Below are 16566 nucleotides of genomic sequence, written 5' to 3'. Positions count from 1 at the left end.
CGGCGCTTCGACGAGCAGGGCGGGCAGACCGTCCAGGGCGTGGCGCGCCTGTCAGCGGCGCACGAGCGGCAGCCAGGGCGAGACGTCGGCACGGGTTCCGGATGCGCGCACCCGGTTCGCCTCGAACGCCTCCTGCCAGGTCACGCCGCCAGTGGCGAGCTCGAGCCAGGTGTCGACGTCGAGCTCGATGACGTTCGGCGGCGTGCCGCGGGTGTGGCCCGGGCCCTCCACGCACTGCACGGCACCGAACGGCGGCACCCGCACCTCGACGCTCGCCCCCGGGGCACGGTCTTCGAGAGCCTGCAGGGTGTAGCGGACGGCCGTCGCGGCGTCGGCGCGGAGCGTCGGGCGGCCCGCGGCGCGGGCTTCGCTCCAGGCGGTGATGGCTCCGAGCCCTGCGGCATCGGCGATTCGGGGTTTCGGCACACCCCATTGTGCGACAGGCCCGGCGGGCGCGGTGCGAATGCGGTGCCGTGCGTGGCGGACGGGTGTCGCCGTGCGGTCATCTGCGTTCACGCGGCCGCACGAGCCGTCGTCCCCGGTTAGGCTGGTGCGGTGAGAATTCTCGTCCTCGGATCCGGTGCCCGCGAGCACGCAATTGTTGCCGCCCTCCACAGCGAGCGCGCACACTCGATCGTCACGGCCCCGGGCAACCCCGGCATCGCCGCTGAGTCTGAGGTGATCCGGCTCGACGTGAACAACCCGTCGCTTGTCACCGACTTCGCCAAGGACGAGAGCTTCGACCTCGTCGTCATCGGCCCTGAGGCCCCGCTCGTCGCGGGTGTCGCCGACGCGCTGCGCGAGGCCGGCATCCCCGTCTTCGGCCCGTCGAAGGCCGCCGCCACGATCGAGGGCTCGAAGACGTTCGCGAAGGACGTCATGTCCCGCGCCGGTGTCCCCACCGGTGGTGCGCGCCTCGCGGAGACGCTCGACGAGGTCGCCGCCGCCATCGACGAGTTCGGCGCGCCGTACGTCGTGAAGGCCGACGGCCTCGCCTCGGGCAAGGGCGTCATGGTGACCGAGAGTCGCGAGGACGCACTTGTCCACGCCGAGCACTGGCTCGCTGCCGGGCCCGTGCTGGTCGAGGAGTTCCTCGACGGCCAGGAGGTCTCGCAGTTCGTCTTCTCCGACGGCGTCAACGTGCGGGCGCTCCCGCCCGCCCAGGACTTCAAGCGCCTCCTCGCCGGTGACGAAGGGCCGAACACTGGCGGCATGGGCGCGTACACGCCCGTCCCATTCCTCAACGAGCGCTTCGGCGGGGAGCGCGCCTTCTCGAAGCTCGTCGTCGATCAGGTCGCGAAGCCGGTCGTCGACGAGATGCGTGCCGCCGGCACCCCCTTCGCCGGGCTCCTCTACTGCGGGCTCATCGTCACGAGCGCGGGCATCCGCGTCATCGAGTTCAACGCCCGCTTCGGCGACCCCGAGACGCAGGCCGTGCTCGAGCGTCTCGACCAGCCGCTCTCCGAGCTCCTCTACGCCTCTGCGACCGGCACCCTCGGGCACCTGCCCGAGGAGCTCGCGATCGCCGACAACGCGGCGGTCACGATCGTGCTCGCGAGCGAGGGCTACCCGGAGGACGTGCAGTCGGGCCGCACCATCGCCGGGGTTCCGGATGCGCTGGCCGAGCCGAACGTGAAGGTGCTGCAGGCGGCGACCACGCAGCGCGACGACGACACCCTCGTGACGAGCGGCGGCCGCATCCTCAACGTCGTCGGAACCGGAGCGACGATCGCCGAGGCCCGCGCGTTCGCCTACCAGGGCCTGTCTCGCATCCACATCGACGGCGCCCAGTACCGCGCCGATATCGCGGAGCTCGCAGCCCGCGAGCAGCAGTCGTGACCGACGCGGCCAGCGCTCCAGCCCTCGAGGGCTGGTCGCATGTGTCGTCCGGCAAGGTCCGTGAGGTGTACGAGACCGCCGACGACAACCGCGTGCTGCTGGTCGTCGCGAGCGACCGCGTGAGCGCGTTCGACCACATCCTCTCCCCCGGCATCCCCGGCAAGGGCGCACGCCTGACGGCGCTGAGCCGCTGGTGGTTCGATCGCATCGACGTGCCGAACCACCTCCGCGAGCCGTCCGGGTGGGGCGCCGCGTTGCCGGCCGACACCGCGGCACGCTCCATGCGTGTCGTGCGCCTCGAGATGTTCCCCGTCGAGTGCGTCGTGCGCGGCTATCTGACCGGCTCCGGACTCCTCGAGTATCGCGAGCACGGCACCGTGTGCGGCATCCAGCTGCCGCTTGGCCTCGAGGACGGCGACCGGCTGCCGACGCCGATCTTCACTCCCGCGTACAAGGCGCCTCAGGGCGAGCACGACGAGAACATCAGCTTCGAGAAGATGATCGAGCTCGTCGGCCTCGACGACGCCGTCGCGCTGCGCGACCTCTCGCTGCGCATCTTCCGCGAGGCATCGGCCATCGCCGAGGAGCGCGGAGTGATTCTGGCCGACACGAAGTTCGAGTTCGGGCGCAACCCAGCCAACGGCGAGATCACGATCGGCGATGAGGTGCTCACGAGCGACTCGTCCCGGTACTGGGATGCGACGCTCTACGCCGACGAGAGCCTGCCGCTGAAGCAGCGCCTGTCGTCGTTCGACAAGCAGATCGTTCGCGACTGGCTCTCCGCGAATTGGGACAAGCAGGGCCAGCCGCCCGAGCTTCCCGCCGAGGTCATCGAGCGCACTCAGGCCCGTTACGCGGAGCTCTTCGACCGCCTGGGCGTCCGCGCCTAGGTCCGTCCAGGCCCGTCCGACGCCCCTCGAGCGCAGCCGCGCCTTGGGTGCGTGCTCGTCTCGTCGTAGAATCGCCGTCGGCGGCGCACACGCTGTCGCCCTCCGCTGGGCTTGACGACCCGGACTCCCTCCTGGAATCCCGCACGCGCATCCGCGTGTGCCCGCACCGGCCGTTCCCTTCGCACTCCTCCCTTCGAGACTGGAACTTCGCCGTGACCTCCTCCCACGCCTCCGCGCCCGCTGCAGCTTCGGCGGCCCCGGCCGCGCTCTCCCCGGAGCAGCGCCAGTCGGTGCTCCGCACCCTGCGGTCGCCGCGCCTCCTCAAGGTCGAGGTGCTCGGTGGACTGGTCGTGGCGCTCGCGCTCATCCCCGAGGCGATCGCCTTCTCGGTCATCGCGGGAGTCGATCCTCGGGTCGGCCTCTTCGCCTCCTTCACGATGGCGGTCTCCATCGCGATCCTCGGCGGCAGGCCCGCCATGATCTCCGCGGCGACGGGCGCCGTCGCCCTCGTGATCGCGCCGCTCATGGCCTCGCACGGTCTCGACTACCTCATCGCGGCCGTCCTCCTCGCTGGGGTCCTGCAGGTGCTCCTCGCAGTGCTCGGTGTGGCGAAGCTCATGCGCTACATCCCGCGCCAGGTGATGGTCGGCTTCGTCAACGCGCTCGCGATCCTCGTGTTCCTGGCGCAGGTCCCGGAGCTGCTCGGGGTGCCGTGGCTCGTGTATCCGCTCACCGCGCTCGCGCTTGTCATCGTGTTCGGCCTGCCGCGGCTGACGACCGTCGTACCGGCCCCGCTTGTCGCGATCGTCGTGCTCACGCTCATCACGGTGCTCGCGTCGATCACCGTGCCGACGGTCGGCGACAAGGGCGAGCTGCCGAGCACGCTGCCCGGATTCTTCATCCCGGATGTGCCCCTCACCTTCGAGACGCTCCAGCTGCTGTTCCCCTTCGCGCTCGCGATGGCGTTCGTCGGGCTGCTCGAGTCGCTCATGACGGCGAAGCTCGTCGACGACATCACCGACACCCGCTCCAGCAAGACGCGGGAGGCGTGGGGGCAGGGCGCCGCGAACATCATCACCGCCTTCTTCGGCGGGATGGGCGGCTGCGCGATGATCGGGCAGACGATGATCAACGTGAAGGCATCCGGCGCTCGCACGCGCATCTCGACGTTCCTCGCCGGCGTCTTCCTCCTCCTGCTGGTCGTGCTGCTCGGCGACCTGGTGGCGCTCATCCCGATGGCCGCGCTCGTCGCCGTGATGATCTTCGTCTGCTGGGCGACGTTCGACTGGCACTCCATCCGCCCGTCCACGCTGCGCGGCATGCCCCTGAGCGAGACCGCCGTCATGCTCGTGACGGTCGTCGCGACCGTCACGACCCACAACCTCGCGATCGGCGTCGGCGCCGGCGTGCTGTGCGCGGTGCTGCTCTTCGCGCGCCGCGTCGCGCACGTCGTGCAGGTGCGCCGCACGCTCTCGGATGACGGCGCCGTGACTTCGTACGCGGTGACGGGGCAGCTGTTCTTCGCCTCGTCGAACGACCTGTACGCGCAGTTCGACTACGCCGCCGACCCGGCACGCGTGGTCATCGACCTGAGCGCAGCGCACGTCTGGGACGCGTCGACGGTCGCCGCCCTCGACGCGGTGATCGAGAAGTACGAGAAGCACGGCGCCTCCGTGGAGGTCGTCGGCCTCAACGACGAGAGCGAGACCCGCCTGCGGCGGATGCGCGACGTGCTGCCGGGCGGCGGGCACTAGAGCCGCTCTGGGCTCGCCGCGAGCCGCCCCGTGCGCGATCATGGACGCATGGAGTTCTCGTTCTCGAATCCGCTGTGGCGCTGGGAGAAGCGGCGCGAGCTGTGGACGTTCGTGAGCCTCAGCGAGGACGCCTCCGACAGGATCGCCGCGGCCACGGAGCGCTTCACGCACGGCTTCGGCTCGGTGCGGGTCGAGGCGACCGTCGGCGGATCCACGTGGCGCACCTCGATCTTCCCGAGCGACGCCACCTACATCCTGCCTATCAAGAAGGCCGTGCGGGAGGCCGAGGGACTCGAACTGGATGCGCCCGTCGTCGGCAAGGTGCGGCTCGTCGACGTGGAGGACCCGCAGCGGTAGGGGGCGCATCCAGCCACACTCTCAGTGCGCGAGTGCGGGAGCTGCCCCTGCCTCCGCCGGTTCCTGGCTGAGGGATGCGCCCTGACCGCGGCGGCGGAACAGCAGCGCGGAGACCACGGCCCCGACTGCGAAGAAGCCTGCACCCCACCAGTAGGCGGCCGCGTAGCTGGCGATCATCGAGTCGCCGACCGCTGCGGGCCCGTGCTCGACGAGGTAGTCGGCCGCGGCGGTCGCGGCGAGCGTGTTCAGCAGGGCCGTGCCGATCGACCCGCCCACCTGCTGGCTCGTGTTGACCATGGCCGACGCGACGCCCGCGAACTGGCGGTCGACGCCGAGCGTCGCTGTCTGCATCGACGCCGGCATGATCGTGCCCATCGCGAACCCGATGAGCATGAGCGGCGGCATGACGTGCCCCGCGTACGTGCTCGACGCATCCAGGAACGTGAGCCAGAGCATGCCGCTCGCGCCGAGCGTCATGCCGATCGGGACGAGCACCTTCGGACCGAAGCGCGGCACCAGCAGGTTCGTGCCGAGCTGAGCCGCGAGCACGAGCATCCCGATCATGGGCAGGAACGCGAGACCGGTCTGGATCGGCGAGTAGCCGAGCGTGAGCTGCAGGTAGTACGTGACGAAGAGGAAGATGCCGAACATGCCGGCACCGGCGATCATGACCGACAGGTAGGCGGCACCGCGGTTGCGGTCGCGGACGATGAAGAGCGGCAGCAGCGGATGCCCGGCACGCGCCTGCCAGAGCACGAACGCCACGAGGAGCACCGCGGCGCCCGCGAGCATGCCCCACGTGAGCGGGGAGTCCCAGCCGTCGGTCTCGGCGTTCGAGAAGCCGTAGACGAGGCCGAAGAGGCCGCCGGAGACGAGGAGGGTGCCCGGGATGTCGAGCTTCGGGCGCGGGCCGGAGCGCGAGATGGAGGGAACGTAGATGACGGCGCCGACCAGGGCGACGGCGGCGATGGCGACGTTGATGTAGAGATTCCAGCGCCAGTCGAACGCTTCGGTGAGCACGCCGCCGAGGAGCAGGCCGACAGCTCCGCCTGCGCCGGCGATCGCGCCGAACACGCCGAAGGCGCGGGCGCGTTCCTTCGGGATCGTGAAGGTCGTGGTGAGCACGGCGAGGGCGGTGGGGGCGAGCAGCGCGCCGAAGACTCCCTGCAGTGCTCGGGCTGCGACGAGCAGCTCGAACGAGGGGGCGGCACCGCCCAGCGCTGACGCGATCGCGAAGCCGATGAGGCCGATGACAAACGTGCGCTTGCGGCCCATGAGGTCGGAGAGGCGACCTCCGAGCAGCAGCAGGCTTCCGAAGGCGAGCGAGTACGCGGTGACGATCCACTGGCGCTGGCCGTCGGAGAAGTCGAGGTCGGCCTGCGCAGACGGCAGGGCGATGTTGACGACCGTCGCGTCGAGGACCACCATCAGCTGGGCGAGGCCGACGACGATCAGCGTGAGCCAGCGGCGACCGTCGGTCGCAGGGGTTGAGGTTTCGGACATGCGGCTCACCATATACGAGACTGAGTCGTTTCGGATACCTTGAGTTTCGTAATGTCGCGAGCTAGGCTGTGACCACAACGAGAGGTAGTTTCGATGACGCAGACCGACCTCGCCGACAGCTCCCCCGCAGCACCGGCGACCGAGGCGACAGGAGCGGCGACCGCACCCGAGGCACCGACCTCGCAACCCCCGGCAAGCGCCGAGAAGAAGCCGAGGCTCGGCCGCAAGCGCGACCACACGCGAGACACCGACATCCTCGAAGCGGCACTGGATGTGCTCGCCGAAACGGGCTACGACGGCATGACGATCGACATGGTCGCGACCCGCGCGAAGGCCGGCAAGGCCACGCTCTACCGACGCTGGGCCTCGAAGTCAGACCTCGTGCTCGACGCCGTCGCCTGCATGAAGTCGAAGGACCTGGACCTCGCCGCCCTCCCGGACACGGGCTCCCTGCGGGGCGACCTGGTCGCGCTGGTGCGCCCACCGAGCATCCGCGACGCCGAGCGCAAGCTCAACGTCATGACGGGGGTCGTCTCGATGATCGCCCGCGACCCCGAGATGGCCGCGGCGGCCCAGGAGGCGATCGTCGCACCGAGAGCAGCCGCCAACCGCGCCATCTTCGAGCGGGCGATCGAGCGCGGGGAGATCTCCGCCGACGTCGACCTCGACACCCTGAGCATGATCGCGCCAGCCATGGCCGCCTTCCGCACGCTCATCCTGCGCCGCTCCCCCGACCGCGACTTCCTGATCGGCATCATCGACAACGTCGTGCTGCCTGCAGCCAAGCGTGGCGCGCCCACGAGCTGAGCATCCGCCAGGCGCAAGAGTCAGCCAGAAGCACCCGCTCGAGGCGAGAAACCTGCATCTCCCTCACTCTTGTGGCGGTTCCGGAGAGAAGAAGGGGTGGGAGAGGGCGGCGGGAGAGGGGACGGAGCCGGGGCACTCCGAAAGCAGGGGTGCGCATGCGCGGGGCGCGCAAAAGGGGAGGCGCCTCGGCTTTCCTCGCGAGAAAACGACGGCACCTCCCCTGCGCCGCCCCACTGATTGAGCAGCAGGCGGGATGAGCTCGGCACGCTCCGGGTGTCGCGCCTCGGCGCGGCCGAACTCAGTTCAGGAAGCGGATACGGCAGACCGGCGGCCGCTAGGCGGCGGGCACCAGGATGTCGCGCACGAGCGCGTCGAGCTGGGCGTCCGCGTCGAGGAACTGGCGAAGCGTGTTGCGTGCCGCACCGAAGTCCTGGAACTCCTCAGCGGTCATGCCCTCGACCTCGTAGGCCCGGCGGAACTCGCTGAGGGTGTTCAGCTCCTCGAGGATCCCGGCTTCGACGGGGACCCCGATGCGATCCGCGACGGGGATGTCGTTCTCGTTGATGCGCGCCTGCCAGTCGAACGGCGGCGAGACGACGAGGTCTCCGCCCACGAGCTCCGACCACTGGAGCTGATTGCGGAATGCCGCCGAGAGCACACGGCTGCGGTAGCCGCGCTCCTGGAACACGGCGTGCGCGCGCTTGAGCGCCGCGACACCTGCCCACTCGAGGATGCCGGGAGTGACGAGGATGCGGTTGGCGGTCGTCCACTTCTTGAGCCAGTCGTCGAGGCGCCCACCCATGATGGTGACGACGTGCCCGAACTCCTGCTCGGGGAGACCGTCGGCGGCCCGGCGCTCGAGGGCACGCTCGAGGGCTGCACCGACCGCGACAGCCTGCGGCACGGTGAAGCTGAGGGTCGCGTTGATGCTGACGCCGCGGTAGGCGGCTTCCTCCATGGCCTCGATACCCGTCTTCGTGGCGGGGATCTTCACGATGATGTTCTTCGCGAGCTTCGAGAACTCCTCGGCCTGGTCGGCGAGGGCAGCTGCGTCGCGGTGCAGGCGCGGGTCGGTCTGAATGGAGAGGCGGCCGTTGCGGCCTCCGCTGCGCTCGAACTCCGGCTCGAGGAGGAGGGCCGCGTTGATCGAGAGGTCGCGCACGGCCTGCCAGCCGATCTCCGACTCGCCCCACGTGGGGTTCTGCGCCGCGATCTCCTTGATGCGCGGGCCCCAGACGTCAGGGCGCTTCTTGATGGCCGCGAAGGCGATGACGGGGTTGCAGGTGGCGCCGACCGCGCCGAACTCAATGGACTTCGTGAGCTCCTCGGGGTCTGCGGAGTCGTTCCAGAGGGCGGTCTTCGTGTTCTGTGCCGCCCAGGCGAGGGGTGCGAGCTTCGTGGCTGAAGTGCCGTTGTCACTGGACGGCGCTGTGTCGAGCAGGGTCATGCTGTTCTCCTCATCGGTGGCGGATGGCCGGGTTCGCCGGTGCCGCGGCGGCCGCACACCCCGAGGTCCGAGGCGTCAGACCTCGCGGGCCATCACCGACGTGGATGCTCGTCTTCGAGTCCGTGTCGGCCGATACCCACCTGCCGCATATGTCCTGACATTATCACAACAGGTTTTGGGTGCGCCAGAGGTCCGCGCGTCACGACGGCGAGAAACGAGCGGCGAGCTGCGTGCAGCGTGCAGCGTGCAGCGTGCTGCGAGTCCGCCTATGTCCAGGCGCCCGAGGACCGCTACTCGCCACCGCGGTCGGCGGTGCGCCCTCTCGGCGACGTGGCCTTCTGCGGCATCCGCATGACCACGACCGCGACGACGGACGCGACGAGCAGGAGGGCGCTGAGCATTCCGAGCACCCAGAGCACGTCCCACAGGTAGCGGTCCCACCAGGACGGTTCGAAGTCGACGATCGCGAGCCAGGTGTTCTGGAACGCCTCGACGGCGTTCCTCCCGCGAGCGTTGCTCTCGCCGGATACCCACAGGGACGGGGCGAGGAAGATGAGCATGAGCATGCCCGCGAAGGTCATCCGCTCGAGCCGGGCCCTGGCGAGGCTCCCCTTCGGCGCTGGCTCGGCGTTGATCGACGCCGCCCGCGCGGGATCGCGCCAGGACAGGACGGGAAGCACCACGAAGACGAGGCCGACAAGCGCCCCGCAGAGCACGGCAGCGAACCCGACCAGCCAGGTGAGGAAGGCGTTGAGCAGGAGCTCGGCGACCGGCGATTCCGTCTCGTTGAGCTCCGGGACGATGCCGCCAGTCAGCGTCAGCACGAGCAGGAGCAGTGAACCGAGCAGCCAGGCGGCCGTGAACAGCACCGGCCCGACCACCATCGTGCGAACCATGAAGCGCCCGAGCAGCGGGCGATCCGGGGTGTCAGGAAGACTGAGGAGCTCGACGATCAGCCAGATGCCGAGGAGCGCGGGAGCACCCATGCCCGCGTAGGACCAGGTGGAGGCGTCGTACGGGAACTGCGTGACGTCGGCAATCGTGTAGAGCGTCCAGACGCCGACGAGTACCGCCACCGCGATGCCTGCCGAGCTGAGCTCGGCGAGCATCCCCTTGCTCCGGATCCCCCGGGTGAGCTGGCTCCACATCAGGCGTCGGCGTTCGAGCCCTTGGCGTCGGAGGCAGCGCCGACAGCGGCATCTTCCTCGCCGAGGTCCTTGCGCCACGGCAGCCGCGTGCGCATGTCGTCGGGAACCGCCTCGTCTTCCTGCAGCTTCTCGAGGGGCTCGTACCAGGCGCGGATGAGCGCCCAGCTGACTGCCGCAACGGGCACCGCGAGCAGCGTGCCGACGATGCCACCGAGGATCGTGCCGACGGTCAGCGCGATGAGGACGACGAGCTCGTGCAGCTTGAGCGACTTGCCGAGTACGACCGGCTGCAGGAAGTTGCCCTCGAGCTGGTTGACGAGCACGACGATTCCGACGACGACGACGGCGGGGACGAGCCCGTTCGTGACGAGTGCGACCAGCGCGGCCAGGACACCCGCGAGTGTCGCTCCCACGATCGGGATGAACGCGAGGATGAACACGAGGACCGCGAGCGGGAAGGCCAGGGGCACACCGACGATGGCGAGCCCGATGCCGATGAACACCGCATCCACGAGCGCGACGATGACCGTGCCTCGGACGTACCCGCCCATGACCTCCACCGCACGGGACCCCATGAGGCGCGCGCGGCGCTGGTTTGCGCCCTTGAGCGGCTTCGTGAGGAAGCCCCAGATGAGCGGGCCGTCTTTCATGAAGAAGAAGAGGATCACGACGAAGAGCACGCCGCTCGTGATGAAGGTGGTGACGCCGGAGATGCCGGCGGTGAGGCCGCTCGCCGCTGCGTTGCCGAACTGGCTCGTGAAGATGAAGTCCTGGGCCTGCCCGAGCCACTCGTTGATCTGGTCCTGATCGATCGTGATGGGGAAGGTCGCGTTCACCCATTCGATGGCCTGGTTGAAGCCCTGGACGGCCTGCTCGGAGAGCTCGGACCACTGGTTCCGCACGAGCAGGACGACCGTCGTGAGGGCGCCGCCGAGGAAGATGATGATCGCGAGCAGCACCGTGACGGTCGCCAGGGCCGGCGGCCACTTCTTGGACGTGAGGAACTTGATGATGGGCCACGCGGCGGCGGACACGATGAGCGCCAGCAGCACCGGGATGACGACGATCGTGACCTGCAGCCCCGCGAAGATCAGCAGTGTCGCGGCCGCGACGATTACCAGCCCCTGCAGCGCGCGTGTGGCGACTCGGCCGAGCTGGTCGGTCCACATGACGCCCACGCTCGTCGGGCGGCGCCCGCGGCCCTCGCCGTCGTCGGGCGCGTACGCCTGCACGGCACTGCCGCCGACCATGACCTCGTCTCGGGCCGGGGCCTCGAGGTGCTCGACCGACCCGGCGGACTGCGCCGCCAGCTGGGCTGCCACGGAAGATGCGGAGGGGGCCGGCAGCGCAGGGCGAGCCGCTGGCTTGTCGCGGCCGAAGAGGCGCTTGAGCTTGTCGCTCATGGATGCTCCCAGAAGGTCGGTGAGGCGACCGGCGGAGGTGCCCGCCGGCGCGAAGATGTGACAAGGCTATGCGTGTGCACCGACATTGTGGACGAGCCTCGCGCATCCGCGCCTGACGGTAAGCTGGGGGCGTCTCTTTCCTCCATCGAATCGGAGCCGCTCCCGATGCCCAAGATCGTCGTCATCGTCATGCCGAAGCAGGAACTTCTCGACCCGCAGGGCAAGGCCGTCGCGGGCGCACTCTCGCGCCTCGGCAAAGACCACCTGCACGACGTGCGCGTCGGCAAGCGCTTCGAGATCACCACCGACCGCGAGGTCACGGCCGAGCTCATGGAGGAGATCTCGCAGGTCGCCGATGAGCTCCTCGCCAACGGGGTCATCGAGGACGTCATCTCCATCGACGTGCTGCCCGACGGCACCGAGACCCCGGACGACGCCGACGAGCTCGACGACGCCGCGGTCGAGACCGAGGACTCCCTCGCGTCGGTCATCGCCGCCGAGGTGCAGTCGAAGGGCTCCGCTTCATGAGCCCCCGCATCGGCGTCATCACCTTCCCCGGCTCGCTCGACGACCGCGACGCCCAGCGCGCCGTTCGCCTTGCGGGCGGCGAGGCCGTCGCGCTCTGGCACGGCGAGCACGACCTGCACGGCGTCGACGCCATCATCCTCCCCGGCGGGTTCAGCTACGGCGACTACCTCCGCGCCGGCGCGATCGCGAGCCACTCGCCGATCATGGCCGAGGTCATCACGGCCGCCAACGCGGGCCTGCCCGTGCTCGGCATCTGCAACGGCTTCCAGATGCTCACCGAGGCGCACCTCCTGCCAGGCGGGCTCATCCGCAACGACCACGGCAAGTTCGTCTGCCGTGACCAGGTGCTGCGTGTCGAGAACAACGACACCGTCTGGACCAACGCGTATGAGAAGAGCGCGGAGATCACGATCCCGCTGAAGAACGGCGAGGGCGGCTTCATCGCCGACGACGAGACCCTCGCGCGCATCGAGGGCGAGGGCCAGGTCGCGTTCCGCTACGTCGATGTCAACCCGAACGGCTCCCGCAACGACATCGCCGGTCTCACGAACGAGCGCGGAAACGTGGTCGGCCTCATGCCGCACCCCGAGCACGCGGTCGAGCTCGGCTTCGGTCCGGACACGGCAACCCACATGGCCTCGGGCCTCGATGGGCTCCCGATCTTCCGCAGCGCCGTCGAGGCGCTGCTCGCACGCGTCTAGAACTTGTCGCAGACGGAGAGTGCAGCGCAGCCGATGACGCAGACCCAGGCGACCTCGCCCGAGGCCACGGCCGACGACCGGCGGCTCACCCCGCGGGTCCTCCTGCGGGCCGTGTCGATCGGCGAGGCCATCACGTGGGCTCTGCTGCTCACGGGCATGTTCCTGAAGTACGTGACGCAGACCACCGACGTCCTCGTGTCGGTCGGCGGCTCGCTGCACGGCGCCATGTTCATGGTCTACCTCGTCGTCACGGCGTTCGTCGGCATCAACCAGCGCTGGCCGTGGTGGATGTTCGGGCTCGGCTGGTTCGCCGCCATCCCGCCGTTCGCGACCCTCGTCTACGACTGGTGGGCGGAGCGGCGCGGTGCGCTCGAGGGCGGCTGGCGCGAGGCTCCGTCGAAGGGCTTCTCGCTGCAGCGCATCGTGCGCTGGTTCGTCGACCGCCCCATCACCATGAGCGCGGCCGTCATCGTCCTGGCCGTGGTCATCCTCACGGGTTCCCTCAGCGGCGCCCTCGTCGGCCCGACCGGCGCCCACTAGGACCACTCACGCGTCGGGAGCAGCCGACCCGTCAACGCTCAAGCGATACGAAGAGGGCGGATGCACGCGCATCCGCCCTCTTCGCTCGTCTCGGCCCGGGGGCCTCTGGCCTAGCGGCCGAAGAAGATCTTCGCCTGGTCCCAGCGATCCTGCGGCACGGTCTTGAGGCCGTCGAGCGCCTCCTCGAAGGCGACCGTCTGCATCTCGGTACCGCGGAGGGCGACCATGTTGCCCCACTGCTTCTCATTGACCATGTCGACGGCGTACTGGCCGAAGCGGGTCGCGAGCACGCGGTCGAACCCGGTCGGGGCCCCACCGCGCTGGATGTGGCCGAGCGTCGTGTTGCGGGTCTCGATGCCCGTGAGCTTCTCGAGCTCAGCGGTCACGTAGTCGCCGACGCCGCCGAGCAGCGGACGCCCGGAGACCTCGGTGCCCTGCGACAGCACCTCGTCCATGCCCTCGGGAATGAAGCCCTCGGCGACGACGACCAGCGGCGAGCGCCCACGCTGGTGGACCTCGGAGACCCACTCGGCGACCTGCGTCATGGGCACCTTCTGCTCCGGGATGAGCACGGCGTGAGCACCAGCGGCCATACCCGAGTGCAGGGCGATCCACCCGACGTTGCGACCCATGACCTCGGCGACCATGACGCGGTGGTGCGACTCGCCGGTCGTGCGGAGGCGGTCCATGGCGTCGGTCGCGATCTGCACGGCCGTGTCGAAGCCGAACGTGTAGTCGGTGGCCTGGAGGTCGTTGTCGATCGTCTTCGGCACGCCGACGACAGGGATGCCGGCGTCAGCGAGGCGCTTGGCTCCCGCGAGCGTGCCCTCTCCACCGATCGCGATGAGCGCATCCACCGAGTGACGCTCGAGCATCACGGCGATGTTCTCGGGGCCGCCGTTCGGCCCGTCGAAGGGGTTGGTGCGGGACGTGCCGAGGATCGTGCCACCCTGCTTCGCGAGGCCGCGGACCTTGGTGCGAGGGAGGTCCATGATGTCGCCCTCGGTGACACCGCGCCAGCCGTCGCGGAAGCCGACGAACTCGTTGTCGTAGGTCTTGATGCCGTGGAGCACGCTGCCGCGAATGACAGCGTTGAGTCCGGGGCAGTCGCCGCCGCTGGTCAGCAGTCCGATCTTCATGCGTTCGCTCTCCTCTGGGTGTGGCAAATCTCGCAAACAGCCATCACGGTCGAGTAGCCCACCCCACGGAAACGAGTTCAGTGCAGAAGCGGATTCCTGCGTTGGAAGACGGCTCGACAGCGACAGTACCGGGTCCGGGTGGCTTGCGCGATTTCGGAGACCTGATAAAGGCGGCGCTGCGCGCGCCGTCGGCTAGGCCGTGGCCTTGCCGACCATGCGCAGCGCGAGGATGATCGCGCCGACCATGAGCACGGCTCCGACGGCCGATGTGACGGTGCTGCCGGCGTCGAACGCGTGGAACGCCGAGTCGAGGAGCGTCTGCGCCTGAGCGGTCATGCCGCCGGCCTCGAGCTCGTTCGAGACGTTCACAGCGCCGGCGAGGGTCTCGCGGGCGGCATGCGCCTGCTCGGCCGTCGCCCCCTCCGGGACGACCATCCCAGAGCGGTAGCTCGCCGTGAGCACGCCGCCGAGGACGCTCGTGCCGAGCACCGCGCCCACCTCGTAGGCCGTCTCGGAGACGGCGGATGCCGCCCCGGCCTTGGCGGGCGGGACACTCGCGATGATGACGTCGTTGGAGAGGGTCTCGGCGATCGCGATGCCGGCGGCGAGGAGCGTGAAGGCCGCGACGAGCATCCACAGCGGGGCCGAGCCGCCCGTGATCGCCAGCGCGAGGTAGGCGAGGAACGCGAGCCCCAGGCCGAACGCCATGGCGATGTGCACCTTCACGCGGCGCACGACGCGCACGATGAGGAGCCCGGCGACGATCATCGTGACGGTTCCGGGGAGCAGCATGAGGCCAGCCTGCAGGGGTGTGAGGCCGAGGATGAGCTGCAGGTGCTGCGACAGGAAGAAGAGGAGCCCGACCAGCGCGACGACGCTCACGAGGTTCACGAGCACGGAGCCCGTGAAGGCCGGCACCGCGAAGAGGCGCATGTCGAGGATCGGGTTCTCCTGCTTCAGCAGGCGACGCACGAACAGCCAGCCGGAGAGGACGCCGATGAGGAGCGCGCCGACCGAGATGAGGTCGATGCCGTCGGTCGCCGTGTGCTTGATCGCGAAGACGATCGGTGCGAGGGCCGCCATGGAGAGGAGGATCGCGGGAACGTCGATGGGGCCCGGGTTCGGGTCGCGCGACTCGGTGACGAGCAGCGGCGCGAAGATCAGGAGCGGCAGGAGGAATGGGACGGCGATGAGGAAGACGGAGCCCCAGTGGAAGTGCTCGAGGAGCACGCCGCCGACGATCGGGCCGATGGCCGTGCCCGCAGAGAAGCCCGTCGCCCAGACGGCGATGGCGAGGCGGCGCTGGGCGCGGTCATGGAACATGCCGCGCAGCAGCGAGAGCGTGCAGGGCATGATCATGGCCCCGAAGAAGCCGAGGAGGAGTCGCGAGATGAGCAGCATCTCGGCGGAGACGGAGAATGCTGCGAGCACGGAGACGAGCGCGAAGCCCGTCGAGCCGATGAGGAGCAGCTTCCGGCGGCCGATGCGGTCGCCGAAGGAGCCCATCGTGACGAGCAGACCCGCGAGGACAAGCGGGTAGATGTCGATGATCCAGAGCTGCATCGCGGCGCTCGGCTGGAGGTCGAGGGCGATGTACGGGAGGGCGAAGCTCAGGACCGTGTTGTCGATCGACACGAGGAGGACGGGGAGCATCAGCACCGCGAGGCCGAGCCATTCCTTCCGGCCCGCGCGCTGTTCGATCAGTGTGGTCATGAAAGAGGACTATACCGACCAGACGGTACAGTTGGCAACTGTAGGATGGCGGCCATGAGTTCAGCTAGAGACCGGATCCTGGACGCCTACGAGGAGTCGTTGACCACCGTGGGCGTCGCCGCGACCACCCTCGACGCGGTCGCCCGCATCGCGGGCGTCTCCAAGGGCGGACTCATCTACCACTTCCCCTCCAAGGAGGCACTGGCGGACGCCCTCATCGAACGCTTCACGGGCATGGCCCGCGCGAGCGCAGAGCAGCTCCAAGGCGACGCGGCATCGACCGTCCGGCACTTCATCGAGATGAGCAGCTCCGTCGGCGACGCGCTCGACACGGCCTGGCTCGCCGCGATGAACCTCTCCCGCAACGGCAACCAGAGCGCGACGCGCGCCATCCTCGAACTCGAGCGCTCCTGGCACGACGCGATCCTCGAGTCGACCGGCAGCCCCCTCATCGCCCACATGACCAAGCTCCTCGGCGACGGCCTCTACCACTCGAGCTCGTTCGTCACCGAGTCGCGCGAGAGCCTGCCGGAGGCCGCGAAGCTCCTGCCGAGCGACGAGGAACGCGAGGAGATCATCCGCACCCTCCTCGACCTGCTCGACGACTAGCCACCACCCCACTGACCAACTTGCGGGACCACACCCGCCCACCCGGCACGGCCCGCACCGCGCACCCGCATCCATCACGGGAGTTGGTCACCGGCCACGCAGGGCACGAGCAGGCAGCGGGCCATCTGAGCGCGGGACGTGACCAGCATCCGTGCAATATCGGGCCGATGCGGGCATCACACGTCAGA

At 69.3% G+C, this 16566-nt stretch carries 16 protein-coding genes; 9 read left to right on the top strand and 7 right to left on the bottom strand.

Features of this window, described 5'->3' with window-relative positions:
- Nucleotides 1-51: 51 nt before the first annotated feature.
- Nucleotides 52-426, bottom strand: coding sequence for a sterol carrier family protein (locus tag C5E10_RS14190; RefSeq protein WP_104332192.1), 375 nt, complete (start codon nucleotides 424-426; stop codon nucleotides 52-54).
- A gap of 129 nt (nucleotides 427-555) precedes the next feature.
- On the opposite strand from C5E10_RS14190, the gene purD reads away from it, so the two are divergent.
- The 4 genes from purD to C5E10_RS14170 all read left to right on the top strand — a co-directional run bounded on the left by purD (nucleotide 556) and on the right by C5E10_RS14170 (nucleotide 4840).
- On the top strand, nucleotides 556-1839 hold the full coding sequence (gene purD, locus C5E10_RS14185) for a phosphoribosylamine--glycine ligase (protein WP_104332191.1): 1284 nt from the start codon (nucleotides 556-558) through the stop codon (nucleotides 1837-1839).
- Nucleotides 1836-2729 carry a phosphoribosylaminoimidazolesuccinocarboxamide synthase gene (locus C5E10_RS14180; RefSeq protein ID WP_104298105.1) on the top strand — a complete coding sequence of 298 codons (894 nt, stop codon included), beginning with the start codon at nucleotides 1836-1838 and terminating at the stop codon, nucleotides 2727-2729. Before purD ends, C5E10_RS14180 begins: the two co-directional genes overlap by 4 nt.
- A gap of 212 nt (nucleotides 2730-2941) precedes the next feature.
- A complete protein-coding gene (locus tag C5E10_RS14175) occupies nucleotides 2942-4483 on the top strand; it encodes a SulP family inorganic anion transporter (RefSeq protein WP_104332208.1) in 1542 nt (513 codons plus the stop codon).
- Between the two features lie 48 nt (nucleotides 4484-4531).
- Entirely contained in the window at nucleotides 4532-4840 is a 309-nt protein-coding gene (locus C5E10_RS14170; RefSeq protein ID WP_104240152.1) for a DUF1905 domain-containing protein, read from the top strand.
- A 21-nt stretch (nucleotides 4841-4861) separates the two neighbouring features.
- On the opposite strand, the gene C5E10_RS14165 is transcribed toward C5E10_RS14170, so the two are convergent.
- The gene (locus tag C5E10_RS14165; RefSeq protein WP_181062782.1) at nucleotides 4862-6343 is read right to left on the bottom strand and encodes an MFS transporter; all 1482 of its coding nucleotides are present in this window, start codon (nucleotides 6341-6343) and stop codon (nucleotides 4862-4864) included.
- Nucleotides 6344-6436: 93 nt separating this feature from the next.
- Between C5E10_RS14165 and C5E10_RS14160 the strand changes: the two genes are divergently transcribed.
- Nucleotides 6437-7150 carry a TetR/AcrR family transcriptional regulator gene (locus C5E10_RS14160; protein WP_104332189.1) on the top strand — a complete coding sequence of 238 codons (714 nt, stop codon included), beginning with the start codon at nucleotides 6437-6439 and terminating at the stop codon, nucleotides 7148-7150.
- A gap of 334 nt (nucleotides 7151-7484) precedes the next feature.
- Here C5E10_RS14160 and C5E10_RS14155 read toward each other — a convergent pair whose 3' ends face one another.
- The 3 genes from C5E10_RS14155 to C5E10_RS14145 all read right to left on the bottom strand — a co-directional run bounded on the left by C5E10_RS14155 (nucleotide 7485) and on the right by C5E10_RS14145 (nucleotide 11148).
- Nucleotides 7485-8597, bottom strand: coding sequence for a transaldolase family protein (locus C5E10_RS14155; RefSeq protein WP_104332188.1), 1113 nt, complete (start codon nucleotides 8595-8597; stop codon nucleotides 7485-7487).
- 290 nt (nucleotides 8598-8887) lie between these two features.
- Complete coding sequence (locus C5E10_RS14150; protein WP_146080293.1) at nucleotides 8888-9706, bottom strand: hypothetical protein; 819 nt, start codon at nucleotides 9704-9706, stop codon at nucleotides 8888-8890.
- A gap of 38 nt (nucleotides 9707-9744) precedes the next feature.
- Complete coding sequence (locus C5E10_RS14145) at nucleotides 9745-11148, bottom strand: AI-2E family transporter (RefSeq protein ID WP_104332186.1); 1404 nt, start codon at nucleotides 11146-11148, stop codon at nucleotides 9745-9747.
- A gap of 165 nt (nucleotides 11149-11313) precedes the next feature.
- Here C5E10_RS14145 and purS point away from each other — a divergent pair, with 165 nt between their 5' ends.
- The 3 genes from purS to C5E10_RS14130 are packed head-to-tail and all read left to right on the top strand — an operon-like array spanning nucleotide 11314 to nucleotide 12917.
- Nucleotides 11314-11676: a phosphoribosylformylglycinamidine synthase subunit PurS gene (gene purS / locus C5E10_RS14140; RefSeq protein WP_104240146.1), complete on the top strand. Its 363-nt coding sequence runs from the start codon at nucleotides 11314-11316 to the stop codon at nucleotides 11674-11676.
- Nucleotides 11673-12377, top strand: coding sequence for a phosphoribosylformylglycinamidine synthase subunit PurQ (gene purQ / locus C5E10_RS14135; protein ID WP_104240145.1), 705 nt, complete (start codon nucleotides 11673-11675; stop codon nucleotides 12375-12377). The genes purS and purQ overlap by 4 nt, the downstream gene beginning before the upstream one ends.
- A 33-nt stretch (nucleotides 12378-12410) precedes the next feature.
- Entirely contained in the window at nucleotides 12411-12917 is a 507-nt protein-coding gene (locus C5E10_RS14130; protein WP_104332185.1) for a DUF3817 domain-containing protein, read from the top strand.
- 110 nt (nucleotides 12918-13027) lie between these two features.
- Here the strand turns inward: C5E10_RS14130 and C5E10_RS14125 are convergent, their stop codons facing one another.
- Both C5E10_RS14125 and C5E10_RS14120 read right to left on the bottom strand, forming a co-directional pair.
- A complete protein-coding gene (locus tag C5E10_RS14125; protein WP_104240143.1) occupies nucleotides 13028-14056 on the bottom strand; it encodes an ATP-dependent 6-phosphofructokinase in 1029 nt (342 codons plus the stop codon).
- 192 nt (nucleotides 14057-14248) lie between these two features.
- Entirely contained in the window at nucleotides 14249-15769 is a 1521-nt protein-coding gene (locus C5E10_RS14120; RefSeq protein WP_181062781.1) for an MFS transporter, read from the bottom strand.
- A gap of 54 nt (nucleotides 15770-15823) precedes the next feature.
- On the opposite strand from C5E10_RS14120, the gene C5E10_RS14115 reads away from it, so the two are divergent.
- Nucleotides 15824-16378 (top strand): TetR/AcrR family transcriptional regulator, encoded by a 555-nt coding sequence (locus tag C5E10_RS14115; RefSeq protein ID WP_104332184.1) that lies wholly within the window; start codon nucleotides 15824-15826, stop codon nucleotides 16376-16378.
- Nucleotides 16379-16566: the final 188 nt, after the last annotated feature.

Origin of the sequence: Pseudoclavibacter sp. RFBG4 (assembly GCF_002931515.1) — a bacterium.
Lineage (GTDB): Bacteria > Actinomycetota > Actinomycetes > Actinomycetales > Microbacteriaceae > Pseudoclavibacter.
The sequence above is the reverse complement of the archived record's forward strand: the minus strand, read 5'-3'. Positions and strand labels throughout refer to the sequence as shown.

Excerpts from the sequence above, each read along its gene's own strand:
- C5E10_RS14170 (WP_104240152.1), top strand. The coding sequence starts at position 4,532 with ATGGAGTTCTCGTTCTCGAATCCGCTGTGGCGCTGGGAGAAGCGGCGC.
- C5E10_RS14165 (WP_181062782.1), bottom strand. The coding sequence starts at position 6,343 with ATGTCCGAAACCTCAACCCCTGCGACCGACGGTCGCCGCTGGCTCACG.
- C5E10_RS14160 (WP_104332189.1), top strand. The coding sequence starts at position 6,437 with ATGACGCAGACCGACCTCGCCGACAGCTCCCCCGCAGCACCGGCGACC.
- C5E10_RS14155 (WP_104332188.1), bottom strand. The coding sequence starts at position 8,597 with ATGACCCTGCTCGACACAGCGCCGTCCAGTGACAACGGCACTTCAGCC.
- C5E10_RS14150 (WP_146080293.1), bottom strand. The coding sequence starts at position 9,706 with ATGCTCGCCGAGCTCAGCTCGGCAGGCATCGCGGTGGCGGTACTCGTC.
- C5E10_RS14145 (WP_104332186.1), bottom strand. The coding sequence starts at position 11,148 with ATGAGCGACAAGCTCAAGCGCCTCTTCGGCCGCGACAAGCCAGCGGCT.
- purS (WP_104240146.1), top strand. The coding sequence starts at position 11,314 with ATGCCCAAGATCGTCGTCATCGTCATGCCGAAGCAGGAACTTCTCGAC.
- purQ (WP_104240145.1), top strand. The coding sequence starts at position 11,673 with ATGAGCCCCCGCATCGGCGTCATCACCTTCCCCGGCTCGCTCGACGAC.
- C5E10_RS14130 (WP_104332185.1), top strand. The coding sequence starts at position 12,411 with ATGACGCAGACCCAGGCGACCTCGCCCGAGGCCACGGCCGACGACCGG.
- C5E10_RS14125 (WP_104240143.1), bottom strand. The coding sequence starts at position 14,056 with ATGAAGATCGGACTGCTGACCAGCGGCGGCGACTGCCCCGGACTCAAC.
- C5E10_RS14120 (WP_181062781.1), bottom strand. The coding sequence starts at position 15,769 with ATGACCACACTGATCGAACAGCGCGCGGGCCGGAAGGAATGGCTCGGC.
- C5E10_RS14115 (WP_104332184.1), top strand. The coding sequence starts at position 15,824 with ATGAGTTCAGCTAGAGACCGGATCCTGGACGCCTACGAGGAGTCGTTG.